This window comes from Alteromonas aestuariivivens (genome assembly GCF_003367475.1).
Taxonomy (GTDB): Bacteria; Pseudomonadota; Gammaproteobacteria; order Enterobacterales; family Alteromonadaceae; genus Alteromonas; species Alteromonas aestuariivivens.
Genome location: NZ_QRHA01000009.1, coordinates 76,739 through 89,731, shown reverse-complemented (window position 1 = coordinate 89,731; position 12,993 = coordinate 76,739). Strand labels below are relative to the sequence as shown.

General features: G+C 47.1%; 9 protein-coding genes and 2 tRNA genes. 2 read left to right on the top strand and 9 right to left on the bottom strand.

The window, feature by feature from the left end; genetic code table 11:
• Positions 1–12 precede the first annotated feature (12 nt).
• Positions 13–3,009 carry a FimV/HubP family polar landmark protein gene (locus DXV75_RS13035; RefSeq protein WP_115593858.1) on the top strand — a complete coding sequence of 999 codons (2,997 nt, stop codon included), beginning with the start codon at positions 13–15 and terminating at the stop codon, positions 3,007–3,009.
• A gap of 79 nt (positions 3,010–3,088) precedes the next feature.
• On the opposite strand, the gene DXV75_RS13030 is transcribed toward DXV75_RS13035, so the two are convergent.
• The 9 genes from DXV75_RS13030 to DXV75_RS12985 form a co-directional block, all read right to left on the bottom strand.
• A complete protein-coding gene (locus tag DXV75_RS13030) occupies positions 3,089–3,763 on the bottom strand; it encodes a DUF4097 family beta strand repeat-containing protein (RefSeq protein ID WP_115593857.1) in 675 nt (224 codons plus the stop codon).
• A 206-nt stretch (positions 3,764–3,969) separates the two neighbouring features.
• Positions 3,970–4,326 carry an outer membrane protein assembly factor BamE gene (locus tag DXV75_RS13025; protein ID WP_115593856.1) on the bottom strand — a complete coding sequence of 119 codons (357 nt, stop codon included), beginning with the start codon at positions 4,324–4,326 and terminating at the stop codon, positions 3,970–3,972.
• 118 nt (positions 4,327–4,444) lie between these two features.
• On the bottom strand, positions 4,445–6,130 hold the full coding sequence (gene recN / locus DXV75_RS13020; protein WP_115593855.1) for a DNA repair protein RecN: 1,686 nt from the start codon (positions 6,128–6,130) through the stop codon (positions 4,445–4,447).
• 116 nt (positions 6,131–6,246) lie between these two features.
• On the bottom strand, positions 6,247–7,065 hold the full coding sequence (locus DXV75_RS13015; protein WP_220272529.1) for a nucleotidyltransferase domain-containing protein: 819 nt from the start codon (positions 7,063–7,065) through the stop codon (positions 6,247–6,249).
• Positions 7,066–7,084: 19 nt separating this feature from the next.
• The gene (gene rtcA / locus DXV75_RS13010) at positions 7,085–8,122 is read right to left on the bottom strand and encodes an RNA 3'-terminal phosphate cyclase (RefSeq protein ID WP_115593854.1); all 1,038 of its coding nucleotides are present in this window, start codon (positions 8,120–8,122) and stop codon (positions 7,085–7,087) included.
• Between the two features lie 3 nt (positions 8,123–8,125).
• Positions 8,126–9,352, bottom strand: coding sequence for an RtcB family protein (locus DXV75_RS13005; protein WP_115593853.1), 1,227 nt, complete (start codon positions 9,350–9,352; stop codon positions 8,126–8,128).
• A gap of 120 nt (positions 9,353–9,472) precedes the next feature.
• Positions 9,473–10,612, bottom strand: coding sequence for a slipin family protein (locus tag DXV75_RS13000; RefSeq protein WP_245953214.1), 1,140 nt, complete (start codon positions 10,610–10,612; stop codon positions 9,473–9,475).
• A 298-nt stretch (positions 10,613–10,910) separates the two neighbouring features.
• Positions 10,911–10,982, bottom strand: a tRNA-OTHER gene (locus tag DXV75_RS12990).
• A gap of 1 nt (position 10,983) precedes the next feature.
• Positions 10,984–11,055 (bottom strand) — tRNA-OTHER (locus DXV75_RS12985).
• Between the two features lie 258 nt (positions 11,056–11,313).
• On the opposite strand from DXV75_RS12985, the gene rtcR reads away from it, so the two are divergent.
• Positions 11,314–12,909: an RNA repair transcriptional activator RtcR gene (gene rtcR, locus DXV75_RS12980; RefSeq protein ID WP_115593851.1), complete on the top strand. Its 1,596-nt coding sequence runs from the start codon at positions 11,314–11,316 to the stop codon at positions 12,907–12,909.
• The last annotated feature ends 84 nt before the right edge of the window (positions 12,910–12,993 follow it).

Genomic DNA, 12,993 nt, shown 5'->3' with positions numbered 1-12,993 from the left:
TATAGGAACGCTATGAAATTGCATTTGACGGGCTTGCTTTTGTTGTTGCTGATCAGCTCAGCGCCGTTATCAGATGTTTTTGCCCAGGAACGAGTGACGCAGCTCAAAGGTCCCAAAAATGCGACCAGCCAGTATTCCGGCTCGGTTTATGGCCCCATTGATTCCTCGGATACCTTATGGCGAATTGCCAACCGTTATCGTCAGAATAAGAGTCTGACCGTTTATCAGGTTATGGTCGCCATTTATGAGCTCAACCCAGACTCATTTGAACAAAGTAATTTAAATTTGCTGGTGGATGGTGCCACACTAAAACTGCCTTCCGAGCGCTATATTGCGCGCATAGATGCCCAAAAAGCGCGGATGAGGGCCGATCAGGATGATGCCGCATTCGCGCGCATGCAAGGAATACCTGGCGACAGCCTGAATAACATCAAGCCCCCGGTGCCACTGGTCAATCAGGAAGACCTGTCCAATACCAAAACTGCCATTGAGCAGCAAATTACCCGCCTGGACTCCCAGCAGGCCGAGAAATTCGATGAGCTGCGGCAACAATTTGCCGCGTCGCTGGATAATGTTGAAATACTGCTGTCTGAAAATCGCAAACTGTATGAGAGGGTAGAGCAGGTCAACACCGACCTTATGAACCTGAAGCAGCAGGTTGAGGGCGATGTACAGTCTCAAATGGACGAACAGCTGATGCTGCAACATCAGTTGCTCGATATGATTAAACAGGAGCAGGCGCAGCGCCAGTCTGAGCAGCAACGTTCGCTGGTTTCCGTCCTTACCCAGCCGATCAGCCTGATAATTGGTTCGGGGGTTATCACGTTGCTGGTGATTGGTGGCTTGGCCGCCTGGTTGCTAAAACGAAAACCCGCATCCAACGCAACTCAGCCCTCTGGAGCGGCGTCTTCGCAGGAGCCTGAGGCACCCACTCGCCCAAAGGTTGAAGATTTGGCCACGTCTGTCGGGGCGGGGCTGACTGAAGAAGATGACTTCTCAGACGATGAGTTATTTAACGACAACGACCTGCTCGACGACGTGTTGTCAACGGAACTCGAAGAAGCGCTCGACGACGAACTGGAGAATTTTGCCGATCTTGATGACGACATGCTGGTCCCCGAAGACGAGCTTTCGGATCTGGACGACGAATTTGAATCAGGTTCTGGGGAACTCGGTCAGGATGAGCTTGATAACCTGTTCGAGCAGGACATTGCGTCCGAGTCTCTGGCATCCGAAGATGAAGACGAATTTAATGGTTTTGATCTTGCCTCGGATGATGAATTTGAACTGGATGAAGTTGATTCTCCAGACTCCGGAGCTGACGCTCTGGAGACACAGCAAGAACCTGAGTTATCAAACCTGAGTGTTGATCAGGACGACGAATTTGCATCTGTCGGTCTGCAAACGGACGAAGAATTACAATCCTCTGTTCCGGGCGACGATGAACCTGCTCGTGATGCTGTTCAGAATGAGCCGATGAAAAATGTGGCTCATGAGGATGACAAGCCAGAGATCACCATTGACGAATTACTCGCGGAGCAGGAGCAGCCAACCCTTGCTGATACCTTGGGAATGGATGATGACAGCGTTAACGAAGAGATGCTGGAACGTCTTGATCGGGAGATTCATCAGCAAGGGCAGGAACTCGACAGGCTGACTGACAACATTCTTGGTGAAATTGAGCAACTGGAAATGATGGGTGGCATGATGCCGGATGATGATCCGGAAGACGAGCCCCCAATCACCTCGAAATCATCACCCTCTCCACAGGCGATACAGGACTTGGACGCTGTTGCTGAAGAACTGGATGAAATTGATATCGAGGATATGTCAAACGCCGAAGATTTCAGTGATCCGCTTTCTGATGAATTGATTGCTGAACTTCAGGCTGATATTCCGCAAGAAGACGAGCAGCAAGCACCAGATGTGGTAGATACAACGGAGTTGGACATTGGGCTTGATGGACATTCCGAACCTCTTACCGACAGCGAAGTACTCTCGGATGAACTGCTTGCAGAGTTGAGCGCAGAAGAACAGGCGGGAACCGACAAACTTGACGCACTTTCGGATGAGTTGTTAGCAGAACTCGAGGGTGATACAGATTTGACGCCGTCCTCCGAAGAGGACGAGGCAGTCAGCGAGTTGGCAACTGATGAACAGAACATCAACGAGCCAGTACTCCCTGAGCCGGACGATGAATCGCCTGCCGATCCGTTGGAAGACGCTTTAAAAGCGTTTGACGAGCAGATGATGGAGGAGATCCCATCTTTTACCGCAGAGAACTCCGAAGAGATCGCTCAGAGTGGATTCGATGATGACCTGCTCAACCAGTCGTTTGATGAGCTGGAAGCCGGTGCCGATGAAACCGGCCAGGAAATTGAGGCATTTTCGCTGGAACAGGAAGTTGATGGTGTTGAACGTCAGCCTTATTCCCAGGCATCCGATGACGATATTAACGAGCTCGAAGATGTGCCGGGGCTTGGTGATTGGCTGAATGACGCGAAATCCGGTGATGATTCTGCCATTTTGGATGAATTGGAGCATTCGGAATTTGATGATCTTCTGCACGCCATAGATTCAGAAGATGTTGCCTCAGAACAGCAGAGTGCACTAAAGCTGGACAATCCTGATTTGGATCTCGAAGCGTTACTCCGTGAAGAGGATGAAGTTTCAGGTACCGAAGCAACCTCGGAGTCTGACGAGCACTATGTGGATGTGGAGACTTTGATTGACGACAGTCTGGATGGGGAAGGCGAAGGCTTTGAGGAGACGCCATTAGATTTGGATGTCAGTTTGTCTGATTTCACCGGCGTGCATGATGACGACGATATGATTGATATTGATAAGGATGCGGGGCAAAGCGCTAACCTGGATCTGGCCCGGGTTTATATTGAAATGGATGATATTGCCGCTGCCCGGGAGCTGCTCGAAGAAGTTATGCTGAAAGGCAGTGAAGAAAACAAGGAAGAGGCACACCTGCTTTTAAAGCAACTGGCTGAGGCCAGTTAATACTTTCGGACACAGCAAGGCCAGCCGGAATTCGGCTGGCCGATGCATTTCACAAAGTCAAATTGAATCGACCTGTAGCCTATTGATGTGAATAACGGTGGATCACTTTTGAGCCCATTTCCGGGTTTTCCAGTTCAAGCTCAACTGGCCGTTGAATGATGATGTTACCCAGTAAGTTCACGTCTCGTCCCACAAACAGAACTGAGGGGGTGGATTCGCCCCAATTCCATTTGTCATTTGAGGAGCGCTGAAAAACGATATCCCCATGAATGGTGGAAGAACCTTCTATTCGAATATCCCCGTTTGAGGTGACAATGTCGTCGAGAATTTCTCCATTTAAAACCTGAATGTTTCCGTTCACAGTTTCGATATTGCCGTTAATGCGTGCATTGTCATCCAGGCGGATGTCGCCGTTCACGGTAACCAGTGAGCCTTCCACGACCAGATTTCTTCCGGCTTCGATATCGCCGTTGACTACACTGGCCCTTTCTATCAAGACATTCTCACCCATCTCTATCCCGCCGTTTACGCTGTCGAGAATCTCTGCAGTAACATTATTTTCCAGTTCAATACCACCGTTGACCGTAGAGATGCTGCCAACCCTGTTTCCACTGTCTACGTCTATCCCCCCAAAAACACTGCTGAGCTCAGCTCCTTCTCTGTCTTCGTAACCACCTCCGACGTGGATCACACAACCCGATAACGACATGGTTAATACACTGGCTGCAAACATGAATGGAACTGCTTTTTTCATTCTGATTTCCTTGAAAGCTTTATTAAGTGAGTTGAGTTTGTGTGGGGATTTCAGCAGTGATTATGCCAAAAGTATAAGCTGTTGATTTATAGGGTGTAATTTGGTTGATTGAGTCGATATGTACGTTTGGGGTGGTTTGGTTCGCCAAGGGGTGGCGATCCAAACCAATTATTAGCTATTTCAGTGTATTCGGCTCGAGAACGGCCTTACTGATCAAGTGGCGTATTAAAGTCTTCTGAAAGTTCAAAGTCGCCGTCAATTTTTGCAAGCCTTTCGTTTTCGAAAGTGATGATCATCTGTTTCTGAAAATCTTCACCGCGGTTTTTCATACCGCGTTTCATGTCATAGACGTAGTACCAGGTATCCTTGTCAAATGCGTCATTCACAACCGGGTGACCCAATACATAAATAACCTGTTCTTTGGTCATACCAATTCGCAGTTTATCTACTGCCTGCTGGTCCAGAAAGTTACCCTGTGGCACATCTATTCGATAAATCCAGTTTGAGCAGGCGGCAGTGGTTAAGGTCAGTCCGCACAGCAGACACAGTTGATACAACTTCATGGGTGATTGATTCCAGTAAATGCTTGTTGGTTGCCAAAAACATGGGAAAGCTTTTGACATTAATTTTGTATGCGCGATGGCATGCTACCTTAGTCAACTAGGACCAATCAACCGCTTATTAGTTCGATTCGCAGCTTTTCAGCATCTCTCTTGCATTCGCGAGTGCGGAGTCAGTAATTTTATCGCCTGCCAGCAGTCTCGCCAGTTCATCTACGCGATCCTGTTCGGTTAAAGCCAGCATGTGCGTTTCGGTGCTGTTGCCGTCAGTAAGTTTGGTTACGAACAACTGATGATGCGCTTGAGCGGCAACCTGAGGTAGGTGCGTGACACACATGACCTGAGTGCGCTTGCCCAGCCTGCGAAGCAAGCCACCCACAATTGAAGCTGTGGGGCCACTGATACCGGTGTCGATTTCGTCAAAAATCATAGTAGGGGTTGCGTATTGATCATTTGCAATAACCTGCACCGCAAGGCCGATTCTCGATAATTCACCGCCCGAGACCACTTTGTCGAGTTTGTCCTGGGCCTGGCCGGGATTGGTCGAAACCAAAAACTGAATATCGTCCTGACCTTTGGCAGACGGTGCTTTGTTTTCGTTAAATGTGATCTGTATGCGCATTTGGGCGTGAGGCAGGTTCATTTGACGAATTTGTTCTTCAATCGCTTTCGCCAGTTTTTCCGCTACTTGCGTACGGGAATCAGACAACTGCCGTGCGGCCAGTTGATACGCCTGTTTGGCTATATCAACTTCCGACATCAGATTTTCCAACCTGCCTTCCTGTTCATTCAGCCCCTGGTATTCAGTTACCAGCTGCTGGTGATGGGAATACAGTTGTTCTGGTGTGACAGAGTGTTTGCGAGCGAGTTCCATGGCCTTACTGAATCGGTTTTCCACCTGCTGTAACCGAAGCGGATCAATTTCAAGATGGTCGCAATAGCTGCGTAATTCGTGGGCTGCTTCCTCAACCTGTATGGACGCCTCGTTCAGCATCGCTACAATTGGGCTGAGTGTTGCGTCGTGGGCTTCCAGTTCACTTAGCCGCTCTATGCTGTTCTGGATAACGGAAAGGGCATTTCCTTCATCGCTTTCGTATAGGTGATAAAAGCTGGTCTGGGCCTGTTCCAGCAATGACTGGCCATTGCTCAAGCGGCGAAATTCAGTTTCCAGTTCAGAAAACTCACCATCCGCCAGAGCGAAATCGTCCAGCTCCTCAACCTGATAGGCCAGCAACTGTTGTCTGTCTGCTCGCTGCTGCGCGGCTTCCTGCAAAAACTGCAGTTCCTGTTGTTTGTTACGCCAGTCCCTAAAGCTATCTGAAACCTGGGCCATCAGGTCTGAATGTTTCGCGTAGCCGTCAATCAGGTTGCGTTGGTGGTCTTCCTTGAGTAATTGCAGATGCGTGTTCTGGCCATGAATTGCCAACAGATACTGGCCAAACGATTTCAGCTGCTGCAGTGATACAGGTGTACCATTAATAAACGCTTTTGAACGGCCTTCTTTAGAGATTATGCGGCGGATGAAACAGCTGTTTTCGTCGTCCTCGGAAGTCAGCTCCATTTCATCCAGGAACCTGCGTGCGGCCGGAATGGCTTCAAGATTGAAGTGGGCGATGATCTCGGCTTTGTTTGCTTCACCACGCACCGAATTGGCGTCAGCCCGTTCACCCAGGCAGAGGCTCAGTGCATCAATGGCAATAGACTTTCCGGCACCGGTTTCACCAGTGATTGCGGTCATACCCTGTTCAAACGCAATGGCCAGTTGTTTGACCACAGCAAAATTCTTTATGGACAAATGGACTAACATATAAATACTCGATACCTATACAGTACGTGTAAATATATACAGTATTTCTGTGTTGTAAATACTGTAAATGTTTTTTTCTTTAAATGCGGATCTGATTTTGGTCTGTTGATGTCAGCCTACACTCTGAGTGGGTTACTTTCTAATACCGACTGAAACAAGATGTTCAGTTCATCAAAGTTAGCATCCCGCTCAGTAGTGTTAGCGGCATAAGATTCGTGGCGTTTCAGTTCTGATTCGATGAAATCGTTTATCACAGGCACTGCACTTGCGTATTCCTTTTCAAGGCTCACTTTCTTACGCGCCAAAAGGTCAGTTATTGCACTATCCAACAATGTGTTATCCGCAACCAATTTACGTAATACGTCAAACTCTATGGGGGCCGGTTTATCATAACGCTCTAACCATATGATGGCGAGCAATGGTCGTAACACATAAAAGTACTTTTTTAGCGGTACGACGTCCTTTTTTAAGTACTCACGATAGTTGCCTTTGGCCATATGCAGGTAGTGGTATATGCCTTTATATGATGATGCTACACGCGGCATCATTTCTCGGGCTTGTGCAGCAAAGTGCCCATCATCAACATACACGATAGGGGACTGAAGCCATTCGATAAAAGCCGGGTTGGATTTCCAAAACAGCTTAAGGGCCTTTTTGATATCCCAACCATTGATATCGATTTCATCTACTATCGGGTATTCGATGACGTCGCGCTTATCTTCCACATTCACAGTTAAATACCAGTCTTTAGGATGCGCATAGATAAATCGCACATCGTAGTCACTGTTGGGGCTGGCAAATCCCCAGGCGCGACTGCCTGATTCAACGGCGTAAAGTATTTTTACATTGTGTTCCTGCTCTGCTGCGGTTATACGCCTCATTATTTCTGCTCTTATTTCCGGCTCTATCGCGTCCGGTGCGTGTTTGTTTTCCATGTTGTACTGCTCCGTTAAATTATTCACCGAGGGTAATTTTCCAACACACGTCATTCACTTGTTTCTCTACAATATTAATATCCACAAATAGTCGGATAATCTCGATGTTGGTGGTTGTGTGCAGTGTCGGTTTTGAGGTGGTGAAAGTCCCGCCGCCAGCCAACACCATTGGAATGAGTAATTGGTCTGCCAGTTGCTCCTCCACTGCCGCTTGCGAATGAATAAACTTTCTCACGCGGCCAGCACATCGTTTGGCGACCCGCTCTGCGGAAACTCCCAGTTCGCCGACCACTTCAAATAGGCTTGTGTGCGTTTTACTTTCAATTTTCAACTGAAAGCTATTACCTGGCCCGAGTGAATCTACCTCTGTGACTGCTCCTTTTGAAGCGTTCCAGTTCAATATGGCTCTTGCTGTTTCTATTTCTCGTTCGCCAATCGAAGGCGGTAACTGACTGACCAAAGCATGTAGCCGGCAGTTTTCTGGTGCTGCGGCAATGTTGTCGGCAGCTTCTGTAAGCTCAATCCGACTTAACGCTTTGGCCGGTGTGATATGGATTTTCCACTTGCCGCCACCGGCGGGATAAAACCCCAGAGCTGACCTTTCAACCTGACATCCTATTCCCATCTTCTGTAACAGCGGCAAATAGGATTGCTCCAGAAAGCACAGTGATGGTGACATGCCATTATGTGTGCCGCCTTCAAAGGTCACACTTGAACTGGCATTGGCCAATGCCAGTACTGGTAAAATGGTCTGGCAGACCAGTACAGTGCTACCCGCCGTTCCTATCGAGAAATGGTAATCACCCGGTACAACCTCACCGGGTGTAAACCGTATTCGCCCAGCACCTAGCTCCACACCCTCTGTGGTCGCGCCGCATATCGCTTGCGCGGCCAGCACTGAGGTGATGTGTTGACGCAATAACCCTGGCTTTTTGCGTTTGGCACGTATGTTTACTATTTCAATAGGTTGCTTAGTGAGGATGGACAAGGTTAAGGCTGTCCTTAACACCTGTCCGCCGCCTTCACCTTGCGCACCATCAATGTGTAAGTACGTCATTGTTTACCCCTTTACACACACCACTTGCTTTAAGGTATAAACCACTTCAACCAGGTCTTTCTGGGCTTCCATGACTTTATCAATATCCTTATAAGCATGTGGGATCTCATCAATCACTGACTCATCCTTACGGCATTCCACGCCCTGAGTCGCTTCAATCTGATCTTTTATGTTGTAGATCTTTTTCGCCTGCGTCCGTGACATGACTCGCCCGGCGCCATGGCTACAGCTATTGAAACTTTCAGGGTTTCCCAGGCCTCTTACGATGAAGGAACGCGCCCCCATGCTGCCTGGAATGATCCCCATTTCACCTTTCTCTGCCCGCACAGCCCCTTTACGTGTCACAAAGCAGTCTTTACCAAAATGCCGTTCTCGGGAAATGTAGTTATGGTGGCAGTTCACAGCGAGTTCTGCCGTTGAAAATGCCGTGGGGATCTGTTTTCTCAATGCGGCAATGGCATTAATCATCATGATCTCACGGTTTTTCGCGGCATAGTCTTGTGCCCATTCCACCGCTTCAACATAGTCATCAAAATACTCACTGCCTTCTTCCAGGTATGCCAAATCTCTATCAGGCAGATTTATCTGATGACGTTCCATTTCCTTTTTAGCCAGCTCTATAAAATAGGTACCAATACGATTACCCACGCCGCGACTGCCTGAATGCAGCATGATCCATACTGCGTTGTTTTCATCTAAACACAGCTCAAGAAAGTGGTTGCCTGTTCCCATCGTACCTAAATGGTTTACGTGGTTACTCTTTCTGATTGCCGGGTGCTTTTCACAAATGCGTTCAAACCGGGCTTCAAGTTTCTTCCACTCTACGGCGACTACATCCGGAATGTTATGCCAGGCACCTTTATCCCGTGCCCCCCTGGCCCTTGCGCTTCTTCCGTGCGGGATAGCAGCTTCAAAAGCACTTCTAATACCTGACAGGTTATCTGGAAGCTGGCTGGCGGATAAGGTGGTTTTTGTGGCCACCATACCGCATCCAATATCTACACCCACTGCCGCAGGGATGACCGCATCAACAGAGGGGATAACACTGCCTATGGTTGCCCCTTTGCCCATATGTACGTCAGGCATAACGGCAATATGAGAGTGGACCAGCGACATACTAGCGATGTTATTTAACTGTTCCTGAGCCTTGTCTTCGAAAGGGACACCCTTGGTCCACGCCTTAATGGTTGCCCGTCCTTCGCTTTCAATAACGTTGTAGTTGCTACACATTATTTACTCCTTAACTTCTTTTTGTTTTGCTCGTTTTATCTCTGCGAGATTTCAATGGCGGACTGCGACACCTTTTTCGTCGCAGTCCTTCCCGCTTCCTAATTTTTAACTACGCGGTTTTTATGCTATTTTCACCACGCCATTCATCAGACCCTCGAGGCCACCATATACCGTTAGGTTGCCTATTTTGTCCGACACTTTTTCAAGCGCTTCGAGCTCTTTCAGGCGCATCAGGGTAGGGTTGTTTTCCATCACCTTGGCGGTGTTGTGCAAACTTCTGGTAGCCGAAGTTTCTTCCCGCCGTTTAATCACATTGGCTTCTGCGGCTTTTTGCGCTTCAACCACCTGATTCAGGATGGCCTTCATTTCGCCAGGCAAAATGATGTCCTTCACGCCTACATTTATCAGCGATATGCCTATGTCGTTAAGTTGCCCCGACACTAACTCTTTCACCGTTTCGTTAACGTACAACTTATCCAGCAGGATATCGTCTAGCGATTTAGTGCCTACGGCCTCTCTTAGCGCGAGCTGCAGGGTTTTGTAGACATAGTCATCCACCTTATCAACGCTGCGGGCGGCAAGCTCTGGGTCCTGCACTTTGATGCTTGCACTCAGGTTTATTCTGAGACTCACTCTGTCCTTACTCAGGATTTCCTGTCCGGAAATCTCCAGCATCTGTGTTCTGCAATCAAATGCCTTTACCTCAATCGTGTGATTGAACTGCCAGAAGGCGTGCTGACCGGGCTCCAGTCTGCGAACGAATTTTCCATTCACATACAACAGACCAACATGTTCTTTTGCTACCGCTAAATCAGCAATTGGCTTAACTGCAACAGTACGGCTACTTCTAATCAACCTTGAAGCACTATTGGCTCCCGCTCGGTTAATCAGGAAAAGCAGTTTTTCGTCGACGGCCAGGTTGTCGTCTATCGAGAGCGTTTCCAACCTTAATTCGCCGGCATCTTTCCAGAGGTAGATATGTTCACTTGGGGCAACAATACCTTGTAGCAAATCATCTACGTATAGCAATCCGACTTGGTTGCTCGACAATTTCCAGTGTGAAATATGGTTACGCAAGGTTTCACTATTTCGATAAAGTCTGTCGGCATTTTTTTCAGAAAAGTACAGTTCATTGATGTCAAAGGTTATAAATTCGAGTTCATTTTTGAGATCCCACATTTTGTGCTTTCCTGGCTGCAGGATGTCAGTCAGCTGTTGATTTTTAAACAACAACATTCTTTGATTTTCAGCGACTGTCACTGTTTTTCTCATTAGGTTATTTTTCAACATCATTAATTTCCTTTTATCATTCCATCCACTTTTGCAACGTCTTGTCGCTAAGTGGTGTTAGCAAGGGTTTATTGCTTCACTGACAAGGGCACCGGAGCGTTGAATAGCAGGGAGCATCCGACTTGCTGCTAGTCGTTTCTCTTTAGCGCTCATCAGTCATTGGCAAAAACGACTTACTAACGTACTTTTACAATGTGTTTTTAGGGTGGGACTTGAACCCACAACAATCGAAGTAAATGTTCGATGCTCTACCAATTTGAGCTACCTGTATTTAAGGAAGGATTCGAACCTTCGCCAACGGGTTTTACGCCGTTGCTCTATCCGCTTGAGCTACTTAAATAGTATTAAGATGGGAATCGAACCCATGACCGGCGAATATCAATTCGCTGCTCTTCCAACTGAGCTACTTAATAGGTTGTTTGATTAGGCATACGCAGTCACAAAGTTCAGCGCACCAGTGTGATGTTTTGAATCACAACCGTTTAATCAGACACTTTCTGTATATCAATCGATGTGCCAACCTTGGTTTTATCCTTTGTGTTTTTTATAAGTTTATGTTTTTAATGGGTTATTTTTGTATTTTCTATTGGATTGAATGTGTTTTTACAATTTGACTTGAAGAAAAAATAATAATTAAATGGATATTTAGTTATCTATATGGATATATTTTGATGAAGCGTACCGTGGTGGTAAGCCTGATTGGCACACAACTGGATTATGTTGGAAAGCGAGTGGATCGCTGGGCCAAATGGCGGCCTAATGTCAGCTTATGTAGTCAGGATGATTTAATAGTTAGTCAATTGCACATGCTGCATGACAACCACAGTACCCGATTAGCGAATAACGTTGCGGTTGATATTGAAAGTGTCTCGCCGGAAACCAACGTGGTTTTGCACAATGTGAATTTTAACGATCCGTGGGATTTCGAAGAAGTATATTCAAAGCTTTACGACTGGTGTCACCAACAAGTCTTCGACACCGATCGCAATGACTACCTTTTCCATATTACAACGGGTACGCACGTCGTTCAGATATGCAGTTTCTTGCTGACAGAAAGCGGCCATTTCCCGGGACGATTAATACAAACCTCGCCGGATAGAAGCAACAAAAATAAAGCCATAGGTAAAACTCAGATCATTGATCTGGACTTGTCCAAGTATGACCAACTTGCCACACGTTTTGATCGGGAACATTTGGAAGGTAAAGAATTTCTTAAAGGCGGTATTCAAACCAAGAACACAGCTTTTAACCGTTTAATTACCCAAATTGAAAAGGTTGCTATTCGCTCTAGCGATCCCATGTTGCTGACTGGTCCAACGGGAGCTGGTAAGAGTCAACTAGCGACTCGTGTGTTTCAACTAAAGAAGAAACGGGCCATGCTAAAAGGTGATTTCGTCTCGGTAAACTGCGCCACGTTGAAAGGTGAAAATGCCATGGCGGCGCTGTTTGGCCATACCAAAGGGGCATTTACTGGCGCGCAGAAAGAACGCAGTGGTTACCTGATGACTGCTAACAAAGGCATGTTATTCCTGGATGAGATTGGTGAGCTAGGACTAGAAGAACAAGCCATGTTACTTCACGCCATAGAGAATAAAACCTTTCATCCGGTAGGAAGCGACCAAACCGTCAGCAGTGACTTTCAATTAATTGCGGGCACTAATAAAGATCTTAAATCGGAAGTCGAAAGTGGCCGATTTCGGGAAGATCTGCTGGCAAGGATAAATTTGTGGACTTATCAGCTTCCTGCTTTAAAAGACAGGCGGGAAGACATACCGGCGAACATTGATTATGAAGTCAGTCTGTATGAACAAAAAACAGGTCAGCGAATTCAGTTCAACAAAGAGGCGCGCGACACCTTTGAGCAATTCGCGACATCAGCAACTGCCATTTGGTCTGGCAATTTTCGGGATTTGAGCTCAGCGATTACCAGATTATGTACCCTCGCTGACTCTTCTAGGATTTCAGTTGATGATGTAAAGGATGAGATTGAACGGCTCAAGCAAGCCTGGCAATCATCCGGTCAATCGACTTGTGTGACAGAGTTAAATCATTACTTTTCAGCGAGAGAAATTGAACAGTTGGATCACTTTGATGCTCATCAGCTTAACTTTGTTTTGCAGGTGTGTGGGCAGCACAGCAGTATGGCATCAGCTGGCAGAACGTTGTTTAACGTCAGCAGAACCAAAAAGGCTCAAATAAATGACTCAACGCGTCTGCAGAAGTACCTGCAAAAGTTTGGTTTGAAGTGGGCGAAATTAAAGCGCTGAAGCGAGCGATGTTGCTTTTACTGCCACGTTTTGGTCATAGTCGGCAGGTAGCGTTTAAGTCAGTGAGGAAGCTCACACCAAGGC

What these genes read in the sequence shown, in the direction of transcription:
- DXV75_RS13035 (WP_115593858.1), top strand. Translation starts at nt 13, where the DNA reads ATGAAATTGCATTTGACGGGCTTGCTTTTGTTGTTGCTGATCAGCTCA.
- DXV75_RS13030 (WP_115593857.1), bottom strand. Translation starts at nt 3,763, where the DNA reads ATGAAAAAAGCAGTTCCATTCATGTTTGCAGCCAGTGTATTAACCATG.
- DXV75_RS13025 (WP_115593856.1), bottom strand. Translation starts at nt 4,326, where the DNA reads ATGAAGTTGTATCAACTGTGTCTGCTGTGCGGACTGACCTTAACCACT.
- recN (WP_115593855.1), bottom strand. Translation starts at nt 6,130, where the DNA reads ATGTTAGTCCATTTGTCCATAAAGAATTTTGCTGTGGTCAAACAACTG.
- DXV75_RS13015 (WP_220272529.1), bottom strand. Translation starts at nt 7,065, where the DNA reads ATGGAAAACAAACACGCACCGGACGCGATAGAGCCGGAAATAAGAGCA.
- rtcA (WP_115593854.1), bottom strand. Translation starts at nt 8,122, where the DNA reads ATGACGTACTTACACATTGATGGTGCGCAAGGTGAAGGCGGCGGACAG.
- DXV75_RS13005 (WP_115593853.1), bottom strand. Translation starts at nt 9,352, where the DNA reads ATGTGTAGCAACTACAACGTTATTGAAAGCGAAGGACGGGCAACCATT.
- rtcR (WP_115593851.1), top strand. Translation starts at nt 11,314, where the DNA reads ATGAAGCGTACCGTGGTGGTAAGCCTGATTGGCACACAACTGGATTAT.